Annotated in this window: 21 protein-coding genes; 4 read left to right on the top strand and 17 right to left on the bottom strand. The window is 56.1% G+C overall.

Annotated elements, in window-relative coordinates; translation table 11 throughout:
* The first annotated feature begins 31 nt into the window (after nucleotides 1–31).
* Complete coding sequence (mpl, locus tag ACREYP_RS19690) at nucleotides 32–1,417, top strand: UDP-N-acetylmuramate:L-alanyl-gamma-D-glutamyl-meso-diaminopimelate ligase (protein WP_008460447.1); 1,386 nt, start codon at nucleotides 32–34, stop codon at nucleotides 1,415–1,417.
* 51 nt (nucleotides 1,418–1,468) lie between these two features.
* On the opposite strand, the gene ACREYP_RS19685 is transcribed toward mpl, so the two are convergent.
* The 11 genes from ACREYP_RS19685 to ACREYP_RS19635 form a co-directional block, all read right to left on the bottom strand.
* Nucleotides 1,469–1,840 carry a DUF805 domain-containing protein gene (locus tag ACREYP_RS19685; RefSeq protein WP_008460449.1) on the bottom strand — a complete coding sequence of 124 codons (372 nt, stop codon included), beginning with the start codon at nucleotides 1,838–1,840 and terminating at the stop codon, nucleotides 1,469–1,471.
* A gap of 104 nt (nucleotides 1,841–1,944) precedes the next feature.
* A complete protein-coding gene (locus tag ACREYP_RS19680; protein ID WP_336818313.1) occupies nucleotides 1,945–2,937 on the bottom strand; it encodes a glutathione S-transferase family protein in 993 nt (330 codons plus the stop codon).
* 73 nt (nucleotides 2,938–3,010) lie between these two features.
* Nucleotides 3,011–3,403 carry a DoxX family protein gene (locus ACREYP_RS19675; RefSeq protein ID WP_038476076.1) on the bottom strand — a complete coding sequence of 131 codons (393 nt, stop codon included), beginning with the start codon at nucleotides 3,401–3,403 and terminating at the stop codon, nucleotides 3,011–3,013.
* Between the two features lie 247 nt (nucleotides 3,404–3,650).
* Nucleotides 3,651–3,941, bottom strand: a complete 291-nt coding sequence (locus ACREYP_RS19670; RefSeq protein WP_008460455.1) for a YqjK-like family protein — start codon at nucleotides 3,939–3,941, stop codon at nucleotides 3,651–3,653.
* Nucleotides 3,938–4,336: a phage holin family protein gene (locus tag ACREYP_RS19665; protein WP_008460458.1), complete on the bottom strand. Its 399-nt coding sequence runs from the start codon at nucleotides 4,334–4,336 to the stop codon at nucleotides 3,938–3,940. The genes ACREYP_RS19670 and ACREYP_RS19665 overlap by 4 nt, the downstream gene beginning before the upstream one ends.
* A 1-nt stretch (nucleotide 4,337) precedes the next feature.
* Nucleotides 4,338–4,643: an ElaB/YgaM/YqjD family protein gene (locus ACREYP_RS19660; protein WP_008460461.1), complete on the bottom strand. Its 306-nt coding sequence runs from the start codon at nucleotides 4,641–4,643 to the stop codon at nucleotides 4,338–4,340.
* Nucleotides 4,644–4,693: 50 nt separating this feature from the next.
* Complete coding sequence (locus ACREYP_RS19655; RefSeq protein ID WP_008460462.1) at nucleotides 4,694–5,062, bottom strand: DUF1090 domain-containing protein; 369 nt, start codon at nucleotides 5,060–5,062, stop codon at nucleotides 4,694–4,696.
* A 173-nt stretch (nucleotides 5,063–5,235) separates the two neighbouring features.
* On the bottom strand, nucleotides 5,236–5,613 hold the full coding sequence (gene mzrA, locus ACREYP_RS19650; protein ID WP_166867124.1) for an EnvZ/OmpR regulon moderator MzrA: 378 nt from the start codon (nucleotides 5,611–5,613) through the stop codon (nucleotides 5,236–5,238).
* A gap of 9 nt (nucleotides 5,614–5,622) precedes the next feature.
* A complete protein-coding gene (gene yqjA / locus ACREYP_RS19645; RefSeq protein ID WP_008460467.1) occupies nucleotides 5,623–6,285 on the bottom strand; it encodes a DedA family general envelope maintenance protein YqjA in 663 nt (220 codons plus the stop codon).
* A 319-nt stretch (nucleotides 6,286–6,604) separates the two neighbouring features.
* Nucleotides 6,605–7,381: a transcriptional regulator ExuR gene (gene exuR / locus ACREYP_RS19640; protein ID WP_039299895.1), complete on the bottom strand. Its 777-nt coding sequence runs from the start codon at nucleotides 7,379–7,381 to the stop codon at nucleotides 6,605–6,607.
* A 110-nt stretch (nucleotides 7,382–7,491) separates the two neighbouring features.
* The gene (locus tag ACREYP_RS19635; RefSeq protein ID WP_166877176.1) at nucleotides 7,492–8,793 is read right to left on the bottom strand and encodes an MFS transporter; all 1,302 of its coding nucleotides are present in this window, start codon (nucleotides 8,791–8,793) and stop codon (nucleotides 7,492–7,494) included.
* Between the two features lie 375 nt (nucleotides 8,794–9,168).
* Between ACREYP_RS19635 and uxaC the strand changes: the two genes are divergently transcribed.
* A complete protein-coding gene (gene uxaC / locus ACREYP_RS19630; protein WP_336818314.1) occupies nucleotides 9,169–10,581 on the top strand; it encodes a glucuronate isomerase in 1,413 nt (470 codons plus the stop codon).
* A 7-nt stretch (nucleotides 10,582–10,588) separates the two neighbouring features.
* Nucleotides 10,589–12,076, top strand: a complete 1,488-nt coding sequence (locus ACREYP_RS19625; protein WP_336818315.1) for a UxaA family hydrolase — start codon at nucleotides 10,589–10,591, stop codon at nucleotides 12,074–12,076.
* Between the two features lie 147 nt (nucleotides 12,077–12,223).
* On the opposite strand, the gene sstT is transcribed toward ACREYP_RS19625, so the two are convergent.
* The 4 genes from sstT to ACREYP_RS19605 all read right to left on the bottom strand — a co-directional run bounded on the left by sstT (nucleotide 12,224) and on the right by ACREYP_RS19605 (nucleotide 16,494).
* Nucleotides 12,224–13,468 carry a serine/threonine transporter SstT gene (gene sstT, locus ACREYP_RS19620; RefSeq protein ID WP_166993365.1) on the bottom strand — a complete coding sequence of 415 codons (1,245 nt, stop codon included), beginning with the start codon at nucleotides 13,466–13,468 and terminating at the stop codon, nucleotides 12,224–12,226.
* Between the two features lie 266 nt (nucleotides 13,469–13,734).
* Nucleotides 13,735–14,703 (bottom strand): TerC/Alx family metal homeostasis membrane protein, encoded by a 969-nt coding sequence (locus ACREYP_RS19615; protein WP_166993367.1) that lies wholly within the window; start codon nucleotides 14,701–14,703, stop codon nucleotides 13,735–13,737.
* A 243-nt stretch (nucleotides 14,704–14,946) separates the two neighbouring features.
* On the bottom strand, nucleotides 14,947–15,945 hold the full coding sequence (locus ACREYP_RS19610) for a Gfo/Idh/MocA family protein (RefSeq protein ID WP_336818317.1): 999 nt from the start codon (nucleotides 15,943–15,945) through the stop codon (nucleotides 14,947–14,949).
* A gap of 48 nt (nucleotides 15,946–15,993) precedes the next feature.
* A complete protein-coding gene (locus tag ACREYP_RS19605; protein WP_008460485.1) occupies nucleotides 15,994–16,494 on the bottom strand; it encodes a M48 metallopeptidase family protein in 501 nt (166 codons plus the stop codon).
* Nucleotides 16,495–16,578: 84 nt separating this feature from the next.
* Here ACREYP_RS19605 and rlmG point away from each other — a divergent pair, with 84 nt between their 5' ends.
* A complete protein-coding gene (gene rlmG, locus ACREYP_RS19600) occupies nucleotides 16,579–17,715 on the top strand; it encodes a 23S rRNA (guanine(1835)-N(2))-methyltransferase RlmG (protein ID WP_008460487.1) in 1,137 nt (378 codons plus the stop codon).
* Here the strand turns inward: rlmG and ACREYP_RS19595 are convergent.
* Entirely contained in the window at nucleotides 17,712–19,730 is a 2,019-nt protein-coding gene (locus tag ACREYP_RS19595) for an oxidoreductase (protein WP_498881029.1), read from the bottom strand. The genes rlmG and ACREYP_RS19595 overlap by 4 nt on opposite strands.
* A 132-nt stretch (nucleotides 19,731–19,862) precedes the next feature.
* On the bottom strand, nucleotides 19,863–21,053 hold the full coding sequence (locus tag ACREYP_RS19590) for a cytochrome c biogenesis protein DipZ (RefSeq protein ID WP_336818319.1): 1,191 nt from the start codon (nucleotides 21,051–21,053) through the stop codon (nucleotides 19,863–19,865).
* Nucleotides 21,054–21,148: the final 95 nt, after the last annotated feature.

Genomic DNA, 21,148 nt, shown 5'->3' with positions numbered 1-21,148 from the left:
TGTGCGCCAAACAAAGAAAGGATAGTTTCGTATGCGCATTCATATTCTAGGGATCTGTGGCACCTTTATGGGCGGCCTGGCGATGCTGGCACGCTCTTTAGGGCATGAAGTGACGGGCTCGGACGCCAATGTTTACCCACCGATGAGTACGCTGCTCGAAGAGCAGGGGATCTCGTTAATCGAAGGTTATGACGCAAGCCAGCTCGACCCGCACCCGGACCTGGTGATCATCGGCAACGCGATGACGCGCGGTAATCCGTGCGTGGAAGCCGTTCTTGAGCAGGGCATTCCGTATATGTCCGGCCCGCAGTGGCTGCATGATTTTGTGCTGCGTGACCGCTGGGTGATTGCGGTGGCGGGGACGCACGGGAAAACCACCACCGCCGGTATGGCGACCTGGATCCTTGAAGCCTGCGGCTACAAGCCTGGCTTTGTTATCGGCGGCGTACCGGGCAACTTTGACGTCTCTGCGCGTCTGGGCGATAGCCCCTTCTTCGTTATTGAAGCCGATGAATATGACTGCGCGTTCTTCGACAAACGCTCCAAATTTGTCCATTACTGCCCGCGGACGCTGATCCTCAATAACCTTGAGTTCGATCACGCGGATATCTTTGACGATCTGAAAGCGATCCAGAAGCAGTTCCATCACCTGGTGCGCATCGTCCCAGGGCAGGGCAAAATTATCTGGCCGGAAAACGACGCCAATCTGAAGCAAACCCTGGCGATGGGCTGCTGGAGTGAGCAGGAGTTGGTGGGCGATCAGGGCCACTGGCAGGCGAAGAAGCTGACGACCGATGCTTCTCAGTGGGAAGTTTACCTGGATGGCGAATGCGTTGGCACCGTGAACTGGCAGCTGGTCGGCGAACACAACATGCATAACGGCCTGATGGCTATTGCCGCTGCCCGCCATGTTGGCGTTACCCCAGCTGACGCAGCCCAGGCGCTGGGTAGTTTTGTGAACGCTCGTCGCCGCCTTGAACTGCGCGGCGAAGCGCATGGCGTCACCGTTTATGACGATTTTGCACATCACCCGACGGCGATTCTGGCTACGCTTGCTGCCCTGCGCGGGAAAGTGGGCGGCACCGCTCGCATTCTGGCCGTGCTGGAACCTCGTTCTAACACCATGAAAATGGGCGTCTGCAAAGACGATCTGGCTCCTTCGCTGGGGCGCGCGGACGAAGTGTTCCTGCTTCAGCCGCAGCACATTCCGTGGCAGGTTGCTGAAGTGGCGGAAGCGTGCGTGCAGCCAGCGCACTGGAGCGCAGACGTGGACACGCTCGCGGAGATGGTAGTGAAAACGGCCCAGCCTGGCGACCATATTCTGGTCATGAGCAACGGCGGCTTCGGCGGTATTCATCAGAAACTGCTGGATGGTCTGGCGAAGAAAGCTGAACAGCAGAGTGAGCAGGCGTTTTAAGCGCAGAGCATGATGAGAAAAAGGGCGTGCCTTACGGGACGCCCTTTTTGTTTAGTAGAGTTCAGGGGCCTTAGAATCTGGCCCAAAGCGGTTAGTTCCCGGCGTGCCATCCTGGCAGTTGAATGCCAGAATAATCAACCAGCCGACAATCGGGATTAACAGCAGCAGCAGCCACCAGGCTGAGCGGTCGGTGTCGTGCAGGCGGCGAAACTGGACTGCCCAAAGCGGCAGCAAAACCAGAACGGTATAAATCGTGGTGAGCGCCCCTTCATCCTTGGCGATGTGCAGCCCAAGCATTTTATCCAGCACGCTCAGCACGCCCGCCAGGATGAAGTTCACCAGATGAAACATCCAATACTCTTTGCGGCGAGCCCGCCCGCCAAACCCAATGTAATTTCTTAATGCTTTGAAATACCAATCCATCTAAGGCCTGCCTTGATTATCCGACAATCACCTGAACGGGAAGCGATCGATTCAAGAATAGTCGTGAATGCACAGGCCGTAAATCGTTGTTGTGCTGAATATTCTTAACTCTTCCTAAACCGCTCATCTCGCCCGTGCGGCTCGTCTAAATCTTGTGCAGGGCCGATGGAAATGACGCCGGTTGGGTTGATAGTTTTATGGCTGCAATAATAGTGGGTACGGATATGCGGGAAACTTACCGTTTCACGAACGCCGGGTAACTGATAGATATCGCGCAGGAAGCCGTAAAGATTTGTGTAGTCGCTGAGGCGGTATTTATCGCACTTGAAGTGGGTGACATACACCGGGTCAAAACGCACAAGGGTCGTCCACAGGCGAATGTCTGCCTCGGTTAGCTGCGGGCCGGTTAAGTAGCGATGCTGACCAAGAATTTGCTCCAGGCGCGCCAGGGAGATAAAGACTTTTTCAACGGCTTCATCGTAGGCTTCCTGAGAAGTGGCAAAGCCCGCTTTGTATACGCCGTTATTCACCGTGTCATAAATCCAGCCGTTCAGCTCATCAATCTCGCCTTTTAGCTCGTCGGGGTAATAGTTGCCGGGACGCGCACCCAGGGCATCAAAAGCCGTATTAAACATCCGAATGATTTCTGCGGACTCGTTGCTGACGATCGTCTGGTTTTTCTTATCCCAAAGTACGGGCACCGTCACGCGGCCCGTGTAATGAGGATCGGCCTGCAGATAAAGCTGGTAGAGGAACTCATGGTGGTAAAGCGTGTCGCCGGTTGCCTCCGGGAAATTTTCCGCGAACGTCCAGCCGTTTTGCAGCATCAACGGGTTAACGACGGAAACGGAAATAAAGGGCTCGAGGCCTTTTAGCTTACGCACGATAAGCGTCCGGTGCGCCCAGGGGCAGGCAAGAGACACATAGAGATGATAGCGATCTTTCTCTGCGGCGAATCCCGCTTTGCCGGAGGGGCCTGCTGCACCGTCGGCAGTGAGCCAGTTGCGGAAGGCGGATTCAGAGCGTTTAAAGCGGCCGCCGGTCGATTTGGTGTCGTACCAGACGTCATGCCAGACGCCGTCGATGAGTTGTCCCATTTTTTCTCCTCCTCAATAGCAAAAAAGCGAAGACGGTGTCTTCGCTTTCTCGGTGTTCATCAGTATAGAACGCTTACCATTTTTTATTCAGGACGCGGTCAAGGCTGATTGCGCCTGGGCCGAAGACCGCCAGCAACAGGTAGCCACCTGCGATGGTGAAGTTTTTCATGAACATAATAGAGTTCACGCCTTCAGCAAAGTTGCTGTGGAACAGGAACGCGGTCAGCACGGTAAACAGCGCAGTGATCAGCGCGGTTGTACGGGTCAGGAAGCCGAACAGAATAGCCAGACCGCCGCCGAACTCAAGCAGAATGGTCAGCGGCAGCAGCGCACCCGGCACGCCCATGGCTTCCATGTACTGCTGTGTGCCTGCATAACCGGTGATTTTGCCCCAGCCAGCGGTAATAAACAGGATTGGCATCAGAATACGAGCAACCAGTACGCCAACATCTTCTAATTTTTTCATTTTTCTCTCCAGCGGTTCTTTTTTTCCGGCGTTCTCGGCCAGGGCTTAAAAGGTGTGCAAACTCCAGTGATTACCGATGTTTGCTGTCGATGGGGAGGATAATAGACGGGGTGAAAAAAGATTGTTAGCAAGGAAAACTGTCTAAGTTCTTCAAATATCCTGAGGAAACTAAGTCAGGAAAGTAAAAATACGAGGTATGGAAGAGAAGGGGCAGAAATAAAAACACCGCCAGAGGCGGTGTTTAAGTTTAGCGCGAAGGCGTGTTAAGCGTGTTACGAATCAGCCGCCAGGTGCTCCAGGCGCCAAATCCTCGTTTGGCCCAGCGCATGAACTTACCCGGGTGCTTCACCGTCCAGATTGCCAACACGCTGCTGGCGATCATCGCGTAGCTACGCAGGCTGACTAAGGTGTTCCAGCCGCGATCGTAGGGGCTGGTGACCTGCAGCCAGTCGCGTTTTGCGGCGCTGAGATCGAGCCGCTGCTGCTGAACCTGGCTGAGCAGATAGGCTTTACGTTTATCACGTTCGGCATCGCTCATCGCTTATCCTCTTCCAGCAGGGCCCTGTCGTTTTCCAGCTCGCGCCGGGTGTGGCGCAGCAGGGTTGATTGACGGGACTTCCGCAGCGTCCAGATACCGCCGATCAATGCCAGCGACAGCAGGACGACGGTGGTAGCAATCATGGCGTTAAGACGATACTGCGGATCAACGGCCCAGATAATCAGCACCATCAGGCTCATTAAGCCAAAGGCAGCGAACAGCATGGTCAGCCCCAGCATCAGCAGAAGCTGAACGATGTGCGCTTTTTCCTCTTCCAGTTCGACGACGGCAAGACGCACGCGCGTTTCGACCATGCCGACCAGAATCGTCACCAGCCGCTGGCCAACGCCGAGTACGCTTTTGCCCGGCCCCTGGCTTTGGTGAGAATCCGCCATCTTAGCGACGTGCCAGCAGCACACCCAGCACGACGCCTACCGCCGCACCAATGCCTACACCGGTCCAAGGGTTCTCGCGAACATAATCATCCGCTTTGGCAGCCGCTTCACGGGTCTGTTTGGCGATGGCTTCGCTGGTTTCACCCAGGCGATCCCGGCTCTCTTTTAGCGTTTTTTCCGCTTTGGCACGCAGTTTGTCCAGTTCAGTTTTTGACTTGTCCGTGGACGCACTCAGGACTTCTTCAAGCGTATCTGCCAGGGATTTCAACTCAGCGCGTAAATGTTCTGACGTAGTATCTTTTGACATAGTTCTCTCCGAGTGTTTGAGATGGATCCTTAAAGTCTGCGACTACACAATCAGTAATCACGCTTCTCTAAAGCTTTGAGGCTATCTTCTGCTTCCGCAAGTTTCTTCTCGCGTTTGGTGATTTTGTCCGGGTCACCCTTCTGACGGGCTTCGATGAGATCGGCTTTACGCTCTTCGATTTCCGCTTTTTGTTTGGCTATCTTCTTTTGGTGCTCCGCACGCAGGCTAGTGTCGCTGCAGTTGGTGCGTACTTCACTCAGGGCCTTTTTCAGGCCATCAATACGGTGTTGATTATTATGTTTTTCCGCATAGCCAATCTCGCGTTGAATATCCTGCTCTTTCTCGTTGCACAAGGTATTTGCCTGTGCGGCAGAGGTTAGCGTGAGTAAAGCAAGAGCCAGTACGGTGCGGTAATTCATGGTTAAACCTTCCATTGTAAGACGAATCATAAAAGTATCAGACGATCATACTCCATGCGTCGTTCCAGAGTGTCGAAAAAGCGCAGATAAAGAGTAGTAAAAACAGCTAAAGCATAGTCATGAATCTGCTAAAAACCTAGAAGATGATAGCAAATTCAGACTGAAAGAAGGGGTCAGCCGAGGTGGTTGTGGTCAGGGCGCAGAATAGAGAGCCAGGCTAGCGCGTCTTTATCGCCGTCCTGCTGGGCAATGACATACCCCTGAGGCAGCGTGCGGTTGAGGACTTCTTTTGCCGCCTCACTCTGCGCGCTGGAATCAAACGTGACCAATAGCGTGTTATTGAGCGGCGTAATGCTTTTAAAGCGGATACCGTTGGCATCCAGGTGGTGCCAGACATAAAAGCCGTCGGGAATACTCCCGCCCTGCCGCGAGGCACGAATTTCGAGGGTGGAATCCTTATTCTGCATGCCGGACCACACCATCAGCGATGCAATCGCCAGGGCCCCAACAAGCAGCGCCGCCTTCAGGCGGCGTGTGAACGCTAATTTCATCGAATCCCTCTAACTGCTCTGGCCGCGTTTTTTACGCCAAAGCACGATTAACGAACCGACCAGACCGATGACCAGAAGCACCACCGGGATCAGCATCAGGCATGACATCAGGGCGTCTTCGTACTTCAGGAAGACAGGCGTTTTGCCCAGCAGATAACCCAGGGTGGTCAGAATCAATATCCACAGCAGGCCGCTCATCCAGTTGAAGAACTGAAAACGTGCGCTACTAAGACCTGATAATCCGGCAATAGTTGGCAGCAGGGTACGAACAAAAGCAATAAAGCGGCCAATGAGCAGCGCAGACAGCCCGTGCTTATGGAAAAGCTGATGTGAGCGCTGGTGATAATGGGCCGGCAGGTGCGACAGCCAGTTTTGTACAATACGGGTATTTCCCAACCAGCGCCCCTGGATATAGCCCAGCCAGCTGCCGAGGCTCGCGGCTATGGTCAACAGCGCCAGCGTTTCCGGGAAACCCATCGCCCCTTTAGCGATCAGTACCCCGACCAGTACCAGCAGGCTGTCGCCGGGTAAGAACGCAGCCGGAAGTATGCCGTTCTCAAGAAATATAATCATGAACAGCACAAAATAGAGCATGCCAATCATCGATGGATTGGCAAGCGTTTCAAAATCCTGGCTCCAGAGAGCGGAAAGCAGTTGAGTCAGTAGTTCCATTCAGGGTTCCTGGCACTTCGTTTAGGCCGCCGGTGAAACGGATGAGCAGAATGCAGCATGGTTTTTATTCTTATTTGCTGACAACAACCCACTGCCTGTGCTGCGGTGTCGGACTAATACCACGTGAAACGACAGCGGGATGGCGCTGAGCCCACACAGGCGGTGAAATTGCATCTAATTGTAACAAAACTACGCGTTATACGTCACAGTATTTGCAGTTTGTTGAGGAATGATTTTGCTTACTGGGGGAGAGGCTGGCGAGGGTATTTACAAACGCTGACACTATTTATGGTTTGCTTACCCTCGACCGGAAAAATGACTATTTTTGACCGTTTGCGGCTGTATCAAGGTGAATGACCGGGTTTTCTGCAAAGAAATAGCGGTCGGCATTGAATTCAAAATCATCGCTGGTGGCGTTAAACAGCATTTGACGGGTGTTTTCCAGATGCTGCCACATCGCCAGTTTTGCCGCATGTGGATCTTTACGAATCAGAGCTTTAAGAATCTGATCGTGATCATCACACCAGTTGTCTACCGGGCGCATATCGATGTGTTCGTGCAGTTTCTTCCAGTAGGGGTTGTGGATGCGGTGACTCCACATTTTTTCGACGATGGTCGCCAGCGCGCCGTTTTGCGTAGCCAGTGCAACCTGGACGTGAAACTGCAGATCCCACTCAGAATCACGGTAAGTTTGCTCTTTCCGCGCTTTTTCCTGGATCTCCATCAGTTTCACAATATCTTGCTTGGTGACCTGCGTGGCGGCGAACTCCGCGATATTACTTTCAATAAGCTGCCTCGCCTGCAGCAGCTCGAAGGGGCCATAATTGGCAAACTCAAAACGCTCATCCGGCACGGTCATGTATTTTGCCTGGTTAGACATGACGTGAATGCCCGAGCCCTTGCGAACCTCAACGTAGCCTTCCACTTCCAGCATGATGATTGCTTCGCGGACGACGGTGCGGCTGACGTTTTTCTCTTCGGCGATAAACCGCTCCGCAGGCAGTTTTTCCCCGACCTGATAAACACCGGTTTCAATGCGTTGTTTTAATTCGGCGGCAAGCTGCTGATAAAGGCGGCGGGGTTCTACGGCATCCATAAGTTGCTCCGGAAGAGGGCTGTACGTGAATAAATTTGTTATACCACTTTTCCCGGTGACGCTCTAGCAACCAACGTGAGAATTGCCGCCCGAAGGCGGCGGTTTTTACATCAAGACTGTGTCACGGCCTCCGGGGCGGGAGCAGTGGCTGCGAGTTCGCTGGCAGATTGGTTTTTCAGCACCGTCCAGATAACAATCGCGCCGAGGAGATCGAACACTGCAAGCGCCGCGAAAAGCGGACTGAATCCCATTGTGTCGGCCAGCGCGCCGACGACCAGGGCAAACAAGGTGCTGGCGGTCCAGGCTGCCATGCCCGTCAGGCCGTTCGCCGTGGCGACTTCGTTCCGGCCAAAAACGTCGGACGACAGGGTGATTAACGCCCCGGACAGCGCCTGATGAGCAAATCCACCCACGCAGAGTAAGGCAATCGCCACGTAAGGGCTGGTAAACAGGCCTATCGTGCCAGGCCCAATCATCAGGATGGCCCCCATAGTGACCACCAGCTTGCGAGAAACAATCAGGTTAACGCCAAACCAACGCTGGAACAGCGGCGGTAAATAGCCCCCAAGAATGCAGCCAAAGTCGGCAAACAGCATGGGCATCCACGCGAACATCGCGATTTCTTTCAGGTTGAAGCCGTAGGCCTTAAACATGAACAGCGGGATCCAGGCATTGAATGTGCCCCACGCGGGTTCGGCCAGAAAGCGTGGCAGGGCGATGCCCCAGAACTGGCGGTTACGCAGGATTTTCCACGCCGACATCTTTTTCGTGTTATCGGTCTGGTGCTGGGCTTCCTGGCCGCTAATGATGTACTCACGCTCTTCGCTGGTGAGTTTTTTCTGGTCGCGGGGGTTTTTGTAGAACCACAGCCAGATCATGGCCCAGATAAAGCTCAGTGCGCCGGTTATCATGAACGCCATCTGCCAGCTGTGCATCACAATGGCCCAGACCACCAGCGGCGGGGCAATCATTGCCCCAATGGAAGAGCCGACGTTGAAGTAGCCCACCGCAATAGAGCGTTCTTTGGCGGGGAACCACTCGCTGCTGGCCTTTAATCCTGCGGGGATCATCGCCGCTTCGGCGGCACCGACTGCGCCACGGGCAAGTGCGAGACCGCCCCAACTCCCCGCCAGCGCGGTTGCTCCACAGAAAATAGCCCAGGCGACGGCGAACACCGCGTAGCCCACCTTGGTGCCCAGCACGTCGAGCAGATAGCCCGCGACGGGCTGCATAACGGTATAACAAGCCGAATAGGCGGCGATGATCCACGAGTATTGCTGCGTGGTGATATTCAGTTCGCTCATCAGCGTGGGCGCCGCGACGGCCACCGTGTTGCGGGTCAGATAGCCCAGCACGGTGCCCAGCGTCACCAGCGCTATCATGTACCAGCGTAAACCTTTTATTTTTCGCATTTCTAACCCCATCCCGTCTTTATTGTGAACGTTGTTCCCGATAAATCGGCTCCGTTCCTGCTCTTGTCACCCATGGGCCGGGGCAAGCGTTGCCCGGCAAGAGGTACTGCGACGGTTTGAACGATAACTTGTCATACATCTTTATAAGTTGAGTGATATCACAAAAGCATTTTCGCGTAATGTTGGGCTATACCTTGCTCTCAGGTCAGTATCGGCGCGGGATTTAGTCCGTTTTATGCACATAAAGACGGAAATTATGTGTTTGTTTTGTGACCACTGACGCAAAATTGAGGTCGTTGCAGGGAAATTGGTGTGATAACTTCGTGCCATCATGATGCGAATGCATAGCACCGTTATCTGCAGAGGATATCTCTTATGACCCCCTTTATGACTGAAGACTTTCTTCTTGATACTGAATTCGCCCGCCGCTTGTACCATGACTACGCGAAATCGCAGCCCATTTTTGATTACCACTGCCACCTGCCGCCGCAGCAAATAGCGGACAACTATCGCTTTAAAAACCTGTATGACATCTGGCTGAAAGGGGATCACTACAAGTGGCGAGCAATGCGAACTAACGGCGTGGCTGAGCGCCTGTGTACCGGCGATGCCAGCGACCGCGAAAAGTTTGATGCCTGGGCTGCCACCGTGCCGCATACCCTCGGCAATCCGCTCTATCACTGGACGCACCTGGAGCTGCGCCGCCCGTTTGGTATTACCGGCAAACTGCTCTCGCCGGCAACGGCGGAAGACATCTGGCAGCAGTGTAACGCCTTGCTGGAGCAGGATTCGTTCACCGCCAGAGGCATCATGCAGCAGATGAACGTGAAAATGGTCGGCACCACTGACGATCCGGTGGATTCTCTGGTGCACCACGCCACCGTGGCCAAAGATGGTAGCTTCGATATCAAAGTGCTGCCGAGCTGGCGGCCGGATAAAGCCTTTAATATCGAACAGGCGACGTTTACCGACTACATTTCGACGCTGGCCGCCGTGTCCGACACCGATATTCGTCGCTTTAGCGACCTCCAGGCGGCGCTGAGCAAAAGACTCGAACATTTTGCTGCCCACGGCTGTAAGGTGGCCGATCACGCGCTGGACGTGGTGGTCTTTGCCGAAGCGGATGAAGCCACGCTGGATGCTATTCTTGCCCGTCGTCTGGCTGGCGGCGCGGTTAACGACACCGAAGTCGCGCAATTTAAAACGGCGGTGCTGGCCTGGCTTGGCACGGAATACGCCCGTCGCGGCTGGGTGCAGCAGTACCATATCGGCGCGCTGCGCAACAATAACCAGCGGCAGTTCCGCCTGCTGGGGCCGGATGTAGGCTTTGATTCGATAAACGATCGCCCGCTGGCCGAGCCGCTGTCGAAACTGTTAAGTAAGCAAAATGAAGAAAACCTGCTGCCGAAAACTATTCTCTACTGCCTCAATCCTCGGGATAACGAGGTGATTGGCACGATGGTCGGTAACTTCCAGGGAGAAGGGATGCCTGGCAAAATGCAGTTCGGCTCCGGCTGGTGGTTTAACGATCAGAAAGACGGCATGGAGCGGCAGATGACCCAGCTTGCCCAGCTTGGGCTGCTGAGCCGCTTCGTTGGTATGCTAACCGACAGCCGCAGTTTCCTCTCCTACACGCGCCACGAATACTTCCGCCGTATTCTGTGCCGCATGCTTGGCCACTGGGTCCAGGCGGGGGAAGTGCCTGAAGATATGCCGCTGCTGGGGGAGATGGTGAAAAACATCTGTTTCAACAACGCCCGCGACTACTTTGCCATTGAGCTGAACTGAGGCCGCGATGCGATATATCAGGATCCATGCGCTGGATAACGTTGCTGTCGCGTTGGTGGACCTGCCGGAAGGCGAAGAGATAGGTACTCCGCCGGAAGCTTTCAGGCTGCGCCAGCCGATCGCGCGCGGCCATAAGTTTGCGCTCCAGCCAATTGCCGAAGGGGCAAACGTCGTGAAGTACGGCTTGCCTATTGGTCACGCACTTTGCCATGTCGCCGCAGGTGAACATCTGCATTCCCATAACCTGCGCACCAACCTTAATGACGTCGATGAATACCGCTATCAACCGGAAGTTGTGCCAGCGGCGGAGCCTTTTGGCGACCGGAACGTCAACATCTATCGCCGCAGCAACGGCGCGGTCGGCGTTCGTAACGAGCTATGGATCCTGCCGACTGTTGGCTGCGTGAACGGCATGGCTCGCCAGATGCTGAGCCGTTTCCTGCAGGAAACCAATAACGCCCCGGATATCGACGGTGCCTGGCTGTTCAGCCATCAGTTTGGCTGCTCCCAACTGGGGGACGACCATCTCAACACCCGCACCATGCTGCAAAACATGGTGCATCACCCAAACGCGGGCGCGGTGCTGGTGGTGGGGCTGGGCTGCGAGAACAATCAGATCGCTGCTTTCCGCGAAACCTTAGGTGAATACGACCCAGAACGCGTTCATTTCATGGCGCTTCAGCAGCAGGACGATGAGGTTGAAGCGGGGCTGGAGCATCTCCACGCTTTGTATGATGTCATGCGCTACGACAGGCGCGAACCGGGTAAACTGAGCGAGCTGAAATTCGGGCTGGAATGCGGCGGTTCGGACGGCCTCTCCGGCATTACCGCCAACCCGATGCTGGGTCGGTTCTCGGACTATATGGTGGCGAACGGCGGCACCACGGTACTGACGGAAGTGCCGGAAATGTTCGGCGCGGAACGGCTGTTGATGAGCCATTGCCGGGACGAAGCAACGTTTGAGAAAACCGTGGCGATGGTCAACGACTTCAAACGCTACTTCATCGAACACCAGCAGCCCATCTACGAGAATCCGTCGCCGGGGAATAAAGCGGGCGGGATCACCACGCTTGAGGAGAAATCCCTCGGCTGTACGCAAAAAGCCGGTGAAAGCCAGGTGGTCGATGTTCTTCGCTATGGAGAAAGGCTAAAACAGGCTGGCTTAAACTTGCTGAGTGCGCCGGGTAACGACGCGGTCGCCACCAGCGCGCTGGCGGGAGCTGGCTGCCATATGGTGCTGTTCAGCACCGGGCGAGGGACGCCCTACGGCGGCTTTGTGCCGACGCTAAAAATCGCCACTAACAGCGAACTGGCCGCGAAAAAACCGCACTGGATAGACTTTGACGCAGGCAGGCTGCTGCATGGCAGCACGATGCCCGAGCTGCTGGCGCAGTTTATTGAGACGATAGTTGAGAAAGTGAACGGCGCGCCAACCTGCAACGAGAAAAATGATTTTCGCGAGCTGGCGCTGTTTAAAAGCGGCGTCACGCTATGAATGTCATCTCCCCAGCGGTGAGGGAGAAAACAAGCTTCGGGATACAAGGTTGATCCCCTCTCCCTTTTAGGGAGAGGGTGAGGGTAAAAACCAGAAACGATGCTGCGGTTTAAGTCAGTGCCGAACACCCAGCGTGGCTCGTTGATATTAGCCGCGTAACAAATCGGCCTTCGCCAGACGAGCATCTTCTGCCTGGCAAACGGCGGCAGTAAAGATAACGTCGGTAGAAGAGTTCAACGCGGTTTCGCAGGAATCCTGCAATACGCCGATGATAAAGCCGACCGCCACCACCTGCATGGCAATCTCGTTCGGTATGCCAAACATGCCGCAGGCCAGTGGGATCAGCAGCAGCGAACCGCCCGCCACGCCGGAAGCCCCGCAGGCGCAAAGTGAAGCCACCACGCTCAGCAGCAGCGCGGTCGGTAGATCCACAGGCACGCCCAGCGTATGCACTGCCGCCAGCGTCAGTACCGTAATCGTGATGGCCGCCCCGGCCATATTGATCGTTGCCCCCAGCGGAATCGACACCGAATAAGTATCGCGATCCAGGTTCATCTTCTGGCACATGTTCATGTTAACCGGAATATTCGCCGCCGAGCTGCGGGTAAAGAACGCGGTCACCCCGCTTTCGCGCAGGCAGGCCAGCACCAGCGGATACGGGTTACGGCGAGTGGTCATAAACACCAGCAGCGGGTTGATGATCAGCGCCACGCCAAACATACAGCCCATCAGCACCAGCAGTAGCTGGGCATAGCTCCAGAGCGTGGAGAAACCGGTGGTGGCAAGCGTGGAGGCGACCAGGCCAAAGATCCCAATAGGGGCGAAGCGGATCACCACTTTCACGATAAACGTCACCGCGTCAGACAGGTCGTTCACCAGATTTTTGGTCGTTTCGTTTCCGTGGCGCAGCGCAAAGCCCAGGCCGACCGCCCACACCAGAATACCGATGTAGTTAGCGTTCAGCAGGGCGTGTATAGGGTTGGCAATCACGCTCATCAGTAAACCGTGAACCACCTCGACGATCCCGGATGGCGGCGTAATGTCCGTGGCGCTGCTGGTCAGATGGAGCGTGGAGGGGAACATAAAGCTAACCACAACGGCAGTCAGCGCGGCGGAGAAGGTGCCCAGTAAATAGAGCACCAGGATAGGGCGAATATTGGTTTTTTGGCCCTGCTGATGATTCGCGATGGAAGCCATCACCAGCGTGAGCACCAGCACCGGCGCCACGGCTTTCAATGCGCCGACGAACAGCGTGCCGAGCAGGCCGGTTGCGATAGCGGCAGGTTTTGAGACCAGCGCGAGCAGAATACCCAGCACCAGGCCAACGAGAATTTGTTTTACGAGGCTGCCGCGGGCAAAGCGCTGCAGTAGTCCAGAAGCTTGCGAACTCATCAATACCTTCCTGTGTTTCAGTGATGTCGTGCTGTGCCGCGTGCGTAGTGCGCTACGTCTGTGCGGTTGTAAGAAAATGTGTTTGCCCGGTGAGTATAAGGAAAAGCGTGGAAGGAAAAAGCATTTCAAGCTGGAATTGCGCTCAGTGTTAGATTTTACAACTAATTATTAACATGTGCGTCACATATTCAGCAGTTTGATGCGATAGCGGATTGCCAGAATGAAAAAGGGGCATTACGCCCCTTAATTTGTGATGAGAAGCTGGTCTATTTGACCGGCGTCTTTTGGTCATTACGGTGGTTGACCCACGCATTGATAATCAGCGTTCCCGCCAGAATCCCACCCACCACGCCGAGCGAAACGGCGACAGGAATATGGTAGAAATCAACGATCAGCATCTTGATACCGATAAACACCAGGATCACCGACAGGCCATATTTCAGCATCGAGAAGCGCTCTGCCACGCCCGCCAGCAGGAAGTACATGGCGCGCAGGCCGAGAATCGCGAACAGGTTAGACGTCAGCACGATAAACGGGTCGGTGGTGACCGCGAAAATCGCCGGAATGCTATCTACCGCGAAAATCACGTCGCTCAGCTCGACCAGAATCAGCACCAGCAGCAGAGGGGTGGCGTACAGGAGGCCGTTCTGGCGCACGAAGAAGCGCTCGTTCTCAATTTTGTCCGTCATGCGCAGATGACTGCGCAGCCAGCGAACCAGCGGTTTATCGCCGATGCCACTATCGTCCTCTTTTGCCAGCGCCATTTTCACACCGGTGAAGAGCAGGAAAGCGCCGAACACATACAGCAGCCATTCGAACTGGGTAATCAGCCAACTGCCGCCGAAGATCATGATGGTCCTGAGGATTATTGCGCCCAGCACGCCGTATACCAGCACACGCCGCTGCAGCGCAGCAGGCACGGCAAAGTAGCTGAACAGCATCAGCCAGACGAAGACGTTATCGACCGCCAGCGCTTTTTCAATCAGATAACCGGTGAGGAAGGCCAGCGCCTGAGTATCGGCGACTTCACGGCCAGCGGTGCCGCTGAGATACCACCAGAAAGCGAGGTTAAACAGCAGGGAAAGTGAAACCCAGACCAGCGACCAGACGGCCGCCTGTTTCATCGACATGGTGTGCGAGCCGCGACGGCCCTGAACCAGCAGATCGATCGCCAGCATGATGGCGACCACGACGGCGAAGCTGCCCCAGAGCAGCGGAGTACCGACAGTATGCATAATAAGATTCCTTGAAAACAAAAACGGCCAACATCAGAAGACGCCAGCCGCTTTCGCTTGCAACAGGGATCTCGCCTTCCGGCAAGGTCTCACTTACGACGTTTTCACGTCGCCCGGCAACCGGATGCTTGCGCATCGTAATGACGATTAACCGGCAATGAAGTTACTCCCCTTTGCAGGTAACAAAATATGACAAGCCATGGCTTTGGTCAATATTTGATACCCACTTTTATATGAAATACTTTACGCCGTGGCCTGCTGGTCCACGTCGTCCGCCGGGAACTTTACCCCGGTCTGGCGGCGAATCTCGGTCGCCAGTGCCGACGTAATGCGCGATGTTACCAGTCCGGCGTGATTAACCTCATTCTCTTCCACCAGGCGCGCGAACGTCTCCGCTTCGTAAAGCATGGTGTTGATATGCTGCGGCAGGCTCAGATCCTGCGGTTTGCCGCAGCGCGGGATAAACGTCACCCGCTGGCATTCAGAGATTTTTTCGATCACCAGCGATCCGGCTTCGCCCTGAATTTCGCTTGGGATCGTCGAGTCGCTCACTTTGGAATGCAGCAGGGTAACGTCAAAATCACCGTAGTTCAGCTGCACGGTGCCGTGTGCATCTACGCCGCTGTCCAGCAGGGAAGCCGTGGCGTGAACGGCTTGCGGCTCACCCCACAATGCCGCCGCCGAGGCCAGCACGTAGAAACCGATGTCCATGATCGAGCCGTTAGAAAATGCCGGATTAAAGGTGTTCGGGTTTTCACCGTCCAGGTAGCGCTGGTAGCGGGAAGAGTACTGGCAGTAGTTGAGCAGCACCTTGCGAATTTTCCCCACCTTCGGCAGCGCCTGCTGCAGGGCAATAAAGTTCGGCAGGCTGGCGGTTTTAAACGCCTCGAACAGCACCACCTGATTTTCGCGGGCGCAGGCGATGGCCGCTTCAACTTCGGCCAGATTAGACGCCAGCGGCTTCTCGCAAATAACGTGTTTTTTGTGGCTCAGGAACAGCAGGCTCTGCGGGCCGTGCAGCGAGTTAGGGCTGGCGATATACACCGCGTCGATCGCATCGCTCTGCGCCAGCTCATCCAGCGAAGTAAACAGATACTCCACCGGGTAATCGTTGGCGAAGCTTTGCGCCTGTTCGAGGCTGCGGGAGTACACCGCAGTCAGCTTATATTTGCCGCTCTCATGGGCGGCATCTACGAACTGGCGGGTGATCCAGTTGGTTCCAATCACAGCGAAACGTATCATAAACGGGGGCGTTCTCCGGAAGTCGATAGTCAATAAATCGGGGCTTTATCAAGCCGCGCCGCTCAGCGCCAGCTGGGTAAGCCAAAGTCGTGTATCGAATTCTAACTGGTGATACTGCGGTTCCATATGACAGCACAAGGAGTAAAACGCTTTGTTGTGATCCTTCTCCTTAAGATGCGCCAGTTCGTGAACCACAATCATGCGTAAAAAAGCTTCAGGGGCGGAGCGAAACACGGTCGCCACGCGAATTTCCGCCTTAGCTTTTAATTTGTTGCCCTGCACGCGGGAAATCGCGGTATGCAGCCCCAGCGCGTTGTTCAGCACGTGGATCTTGTTGTCATAGGCGACTTTATTTATCGGGGGCGCATTGCGCAGAAACTGGCTTTTCAACTCCTGAGTGTAAGCATAAAGCGCTTTATCGGTCGCGATGTTGTGCCCCTGCGGGTAGCGTTTTTCTAGCACCGCGCCGAGGCGCTGCTCGCTAATCAGGGTGCGCACCTGCGAGAGCAAATGCTCCGGATAGCCGCTTAAATAAATCAGTTCGCTCATGCTTGTCTCAGGTTGAAGGAAAAAAAGGTATACTCTCGCCCCCGCTATGGGGATATCACCAAACTTTACCATCCAGGAGGGCCGATGAGCCAATTAGACAACGGTTTTCGTTCACTGACGCTGAAGCGTTTTCCGGAAACGGACGACGTAAACCCGCTGCAGGCGTGGGAAGCGGCAGATGACTACCTGTTGCAGCAGGTAGACGAACTTGAGCCAGTCGGCCCCGTTCTTGTTTTTAACGATACCTTCGGCGCGCTGGCCTGCGTGCTGGCCGAACACAAGCCTTACAGCATTGGCGACTCGTACTTAAGCGAGCTTGCCACGCGTGAAAACCTGCGCGAGAACGACATCCCGGAAAACAGCGTCACCTTCCTCGACAGCACCGCGGCTTACCCGCAGGCGCCGGGGCTGGTGCTGATTAAAATTCCTAAGACGCTGGCCCTGCTTGAGCAGCAGCTGCGTGCGCTGCGCAAAGTCGTGACGCCGGAAACCCGCATTATTGCGGGCGCGAAAGCGCGGGACATTCACAACTCCACGCTGGAGCTGTTTGAAAAGATTTTAGGGCCAACCACCACCACGCTGGCGTGGAAAAAAGCGCGTCTGATTAACCCGACCTTCACCCAACCGGAGCTGGCAGATGTGCCGGAAACGCTGAGTTGGAAGCTGGAGGGCACCGAGTGGACGATTCACAACCACGCCAACGTCTTCTCCCGCACCGGGCTGGATATCGGCGCGCGTTTCTTCCTCGAAAGTTTGCCGTCGGACCTGGAAGGCGAGATTGTCGATCTGGGCTGCGGTAACGGCGTGATTGGCCTGACGCTGCTGGAGAAAAACCCGCTGGCGCAGGTGGTGTTTGTGGATGAATCGCCGATGGCGGTGGCCTCCGCGCGCCTTAACGTTGAAACCAACCTGCCGGGCGATATCGACCGCTGCGAATTTATGATTAACAACGCGCTGTCCGGCGTGGAGCCTTTCCGCTTTAACGCCGTACTGTGCAACCCGCCGTTCCACCAGCAGCATGCCCTGACGGATCAGATCGCGTGGGAAATGTTCCACCACGCTCGCCGCTGCCTGAAAATCAACGGCGAGCTGTACATTGTGGCCAACCGCCACCTCGACTACTTCCGCAAGCTGAAGAAGATCTTCGGCAACTGCACCACGGTGGCAACGAACAACAAGTTCGTGGTGCTGAAAGCGGTGAAGTTAGGTCGTCGCCGCTAAATCTCCAGCGCTAAACGGGTGCCCTGCGCAATTGCGCGCCGGGCATCCAGCTCCATTGCCACATCGGCCCCGCCAATTAAATGCACGGCTTTACCCATCGCCTGTAGAGGCTCAGCCAGCTCGCGGCGCGGATTCTGCCCGGCACAAATAATCACGTTATCCACTTCCAACAGCTGTGGCTCCCCGCCGACGGTGATATGCAGCCCGGCATCGTCAATACGCTCGTAGCTCACGCCAGCCATCATTTTCACGCCTCGCGCGGCAAGCGTAGTGCGGTGGATCCAGCCCGTCGTTTTGCCCAGACCTTCGCCCGGTTTGCTGGTTTTACGCTGCAGCAGGAAGATGCTGCGCGGGCTTTTGTGCAGATGAGGCCCTTCCGGGCGCAGGCCGCCTGACGTTTGCAGGCTGGTATCAATCCCCCATTCCACGCAGAACTCGGCGATGCTTTGGCTGGTCGACGCCCCTTCCTGGCTCAGGTACATCGAAGTATCAAACCCGATGCCGCCCGCGCCAATCACCGCCACGCGTTTGCCCACAGGGGCTTTGTCGCGCAGCACATCGACATAGCTCAGCACCTTCAGATGCCCGATACCGTCAATTTCCGGCAGGCGCGGCGCAATCCCGCAGGCCAGAATAACTTCGTCATAGTCGTACAGCATCTCCGGGGTAACGTACTGATTCAGGCGAACGTCCACGCCGGTGAGGGCCAGCTTTCGGCGGTAGTAGCGTAGCGTTTCGAAGAACTCCTCTTTGCCGGGGATCTGTTTGGCGATGTTAAACTGCCCGCCAATCTCCGCCGCAGCGTCAAACAGCGTGACGCTATGGCCGCGCCCGGCGGCGTTGACCGCAAAGGCTAGTCCGGCGGGGCCAGCACCTACCACCGCAAGGCGCTTCGGTTGTGAAACAGGCACAACCGGCATTTTGGTTTCATGGCAGGCGCGCGGGTTGACGAGGCAAGAGGTGACTTTACCCACGAAAATCTGATCCAGGCAGGCCTGATTGCAGCCGATGCAGGTATTGATTTCATCGGCGCGATTCGCAGCGGCCTTAGAAACAAACTCGGCGTCAGCCAGGAAAGGGCGCGCCATCGACACCATATCCGCATCGCCGTCGGCCAGAATCTGCTCTGCGGTTTCCGGGGTGTTGATTCGGTTGGTGGTCACCAGCGGCAGCGCGACGTGGCCTCTCAGTTTTTTGGTTACCCAGCTAAAAGCGCCGCGTGGCACGGAGGTCGCGATGGTAGGAATACGGGCTTCGTGCCAGCCGATACCGGTATTAATCAGCGTCGCACCCGCTTTTTCTATCGCTTTGGCGAGGGTGACGGCCTGCTCAAAGTTGCCGCCGCCTTCGACGAGGTCGAGCAGCGACAGGCGGTAAATAATAATAAATTCTTTGCCAACGCGTTCTCTCACAGTACGCACGACTTCAACGGCAAAACGCATTCTGCGTTCGTAGTCTCCGCCCCATTCATCGTCGCGCTGGTTGGTGCGGGCGGCCAAAAACTGGTTAATCAGGTAGCCTTCCGAGCCCATGATCTCCACGCCGTCATACCCGGCTTCACGCGCCAGGCTGGCGCAGTGGGCAAAGTCCTCAATCAGCGTTAACACTTCTTCGTGGCTGAGCTCATGGGGTTTAAACGGGTTGATCGGCGCCTGAATGGCCGACGGAGCGACCAGCTTAGGCTGGTAGCTGTAGCGCCCGGTGTGCAGGATCTGCAGGGCAATCTTGCCGCCTTCGCGGTGCACCGCCCCGGTCACAATCTGGTGATGCGCCAGCTGGCTTTTGTCGTTCAGCACCGCGCCGTGGGCAACGGTCACCCCGGAGGCCGACGGGGCGATCCCGCCGGTGACAATCAGCGCCACGCCGTGCCGGGCGCGCTCGGCATAGAAAGCGGCAAGGCGCTCAGCGCCGTCCGGCAGCTCTTCCAGCCCGGTGTGCATCGAGCCCATCAGCACGCGGTTTTTCAAAGTGGTGAAGCCAAGATCCAGCGGGGCAAGCAGCGACGAGTAGCTCATAATCGATTCCAGTTTGTAAAATTATTGTTATGTGGTCGGATGAGTTCTAATTTAGCCGTCGCAGGGCAAAAGGGAAAAGGGGAGTGCGGCGAATGTGATGAGAGTCATATTCCCGCCTCCCCGAAAGCAAAATCAGGCGCGAGCCTCCTTCAGCAGATTCTGAATAACCTGCTCCTGCTGCTCGTAATTCCCCTCGCCGAAAGAGACATTGCGCAGCTGTCCGCGAGCGTCGAAGTAATAATGCGCTGGCCAGTACTGGTTTCCGAAGGCATTCCAGATCTGGTAGTTATTGTCGGTGACGACCGGGTACGGCAGCTGCCACTTGGCTACTGCCTTTTTCACCGAATCCAGATCTTTCTCCCACGGGTACTCCGGCGTATGCACGCCAATCACCACCAGGCCCTGATCTTTATACTTGTTGGCCCATTCCCGGACGTGCGGTAGCGCGTGCTGGCAGTTAATGCAATCGAAGGTCCAAAAATCGATCAGCACGACTTTGCCTTTCAGCGCCTCTGGCGTCAGCGGCGGGCTATTGATCCATGCGGTTCCCCCGGAAAGCGGCGGCATTGCGCTGGTGGGCGCGGGATCCACAATAGGCTGCAGCTTAGGCGCTGGCGTGGTGGTGGGGGAGAAGGCCAGCAGGCGCTGCTCCAGCTTCGCGCCGAAACCGTTGGCGTTTTGCAGCACCGCCGTGGTGCCAGATGCGATAAACGCCACCGTGGCAAGCATAGCCACGCCAGCCACTCGACGCAGCTGCGCCATCAGCGCCATTTTCTCACGCAGGCGAGCCAGCAGCCGGTGACCGCAGAACCACAGCAGCGCCAGCATCAGCGCGCAGCCGTTGCCGTAGGCCGCCAGCAGCAGGCCGGTGGTGACAGCCGAAGAGCCGGACAAGCCGAGGCCGAGAATGGCCCCCAAAATCGGCCCCGCGCAGGGCGACCAAAGCAGCCCCACCGCCAGTCCGGCCAGAAAAGCCGACAGCGTGCCGCGAGCGCGGGAGCTTTGGTTGTTGATGGCATTCCCCATCTGCACCGCCGGGCTCATCAGCCGTTCGGCAAGCGCGGGGAAGATGAGTGTGAGCGCGGCAATCGCCAGCATCCCCAGCGCTACCCAGCGGCCAGCCAGCGTGGCGCGCACGATCCACTCCCCGGCAGCGCCGACCAGCAAAGCCACGGCGGTGAACATGGTCACCATGCCGGCAAGCAGGGCGATGATTTGGCTTTTTTTGCCGCGAAATGCAGCGAAAAGCAAAGGAATAACGGGCAGCGTACAGGGGCTTAATAAACTGAGCATACCGCCAAGAAAGGCAATCAGAACGGGCATAACACACCTCACGATTACAGGATGATTTCGGGGTATTTAACCCGCCTGATGTGTTCGTGATGTGTGGGAAAACCGTCCTGATTGTCAGTTTGTTT

Source organism: Enterobacter sp. TMH.L2, from assembly GCF_050847315.1.
GTDB lineage: Bacteria > Pseudomonadota > Gammaproteobacteria > Enterobacterales > Enterobacteriaceae > Cedecea.
Note: the sequence above shows the minus strand (reverse complement) of the source record. Positions and strands in the feature narration are given on the sequence as shown.

Bases quoted from the DNA above. Each gene is read 5' to 3' on its own strand.
- ACREYP_RS19610 (WP_336818317.1), bottom strand. From the start codon at position 15,945: ATGATACGTTTCGCTGTGATTGGAACCAACTGGATCACCCGCCAGTTC.
- mpl (WP_008460447.1), top strand. From the start codon at position 32: ATGCGCATTCATATTCTAGGGATCTGTGGCACCTTTATGGGCGGCCTG.
- ACREYP_RS19625 (WP_336818315.1), top strand. From the start codon at position 10,589: ATGCGATATATCAGGATCCATGCGCTGGATAACGTTGCTGTCGCGTTG.
- ACREYP_RS19680 (WP_336818313.1), bottom strand. From the start codon at position 2,937: ATGGGACAACTCATCGACGGCGTCTGGCATGACGTCTGGTACGACACC.
- ACREYP_RS19595 (WP_498881029.1), bottom strand. From the start codon at position 19,730: ATGAGCTACTCGTCGCTGCTTGCCCCGCTGGATCTTGGCTTCACCACT.
- ACREYP_RS19605 (WP_008460485.1), bottom strand. From the start codon at position 16,494: ATGAGCGAACTGATTTATTTAAGCGGCTATCCGGAGCATTTGCTCTCG.
- ACREYP_RS19685 (WP_008460449.1), bottom strand. From the start codon at position 1,840: ATGGATTGGTATTTCAAAGCATTAAGAAATTACATTGGGTTTGGCGGG.
- uxaC (WP_336818314.1), top strand. From the start codon at position 9,169: ATGACCCCCTTTATGACTGAAGACTTTCTTCTTGATACTGAATTCGCC.
- ACREYP_RS19665 (WP_008460458.1), bottom strand. From the start codon at position 4,336: ATGGCGGATTCTCACCAAAGCCAGGGGCCGGGCAAAAGCGTACTCGGC.
- ACREYP_RS19615 (WP_166993367.1), bottom strand. From the start codon at position 14,703: ATGCATACTGTCGGTACTCCGCTGCTCTGGGGCAGCTTCGCCGTCGTG.
- mzrA (WP_166867124.1), bottom strand. From the start codon at position 5,613: ATGAAATTAGCGTTCACACGCCGCCTGAAGGCGGCGCTGCTTGTTGGG.
- ACREYP_RS19660 (WP_008460461.1), bottom strand. From the start codon at position 4,643: ATGTCAAAAGATACTACGTCAGAACATTTACGCGCTGAGTTGAAATCC.
- sstT (WP_166993365.1), bottom strand. From the start codon at position 13,468: ATGAGTTCGCAAGCTTCTGGACTACTGCAGCGCTTTGCCCGCGGCAGC.
- ACREYP_RS19590 (WP_336818319.1), bottom strand. From the start codon at position 21,053: ATGCCCGTTCTGATTGCCTTTCTTGGCGGTATGCTCAGTTTATTAAGC.
- exuR (WP_039299895.1), bottom strand. From the start codon at position 7,381: ATGGATGCCGTAGAACCCCGCCGCCTTTATCAGCAGCTTGCCGCCGAA.
- rlmG (WP_008460487.1), top strand. From the start codon at position 16,579: ATGAGCCAATTAGACAACGGTTTTCGTTCACTGACGCTGAAGCGTTTT.
- ACREYP_RS19655 (WP_008460462.1), bottom strand. From the start codon at position 5,062: ATGAATTACCGCACCGTACTGGCTCTTGCTTTACTCACGCTAACCTCT.
- ACREYP_RS19670 (WP_008460455.1), bottom strand. From the start codon at position 3,941: ATGAGCGATGCCGAACGTGATAAACGTAAAGCCTATCTGCTCAGCCAG.
- yqjA (WP_008460467.1), bottom strand. From the start codon at position 6,285: ATGGAACTACTGACTCAACTGCTTTCCGCTCTCTGGAGCCAGGATTTT.
- ACREYP_RS19675 (WP_038476076.1), bottom strand. From the start codon at position 3,403: ATGAAAAAATTAGAAGATGTTGGCGTACTGGTTGCTCGTATTCTGATG.
- ACREYP_RS19635 (WP_166877176.1), bottom strand. From the start codon at position 8,793: ATGCGAAAAATAAAAGGTTTACGCTGGTACATGATAGCGCTGGTGACG.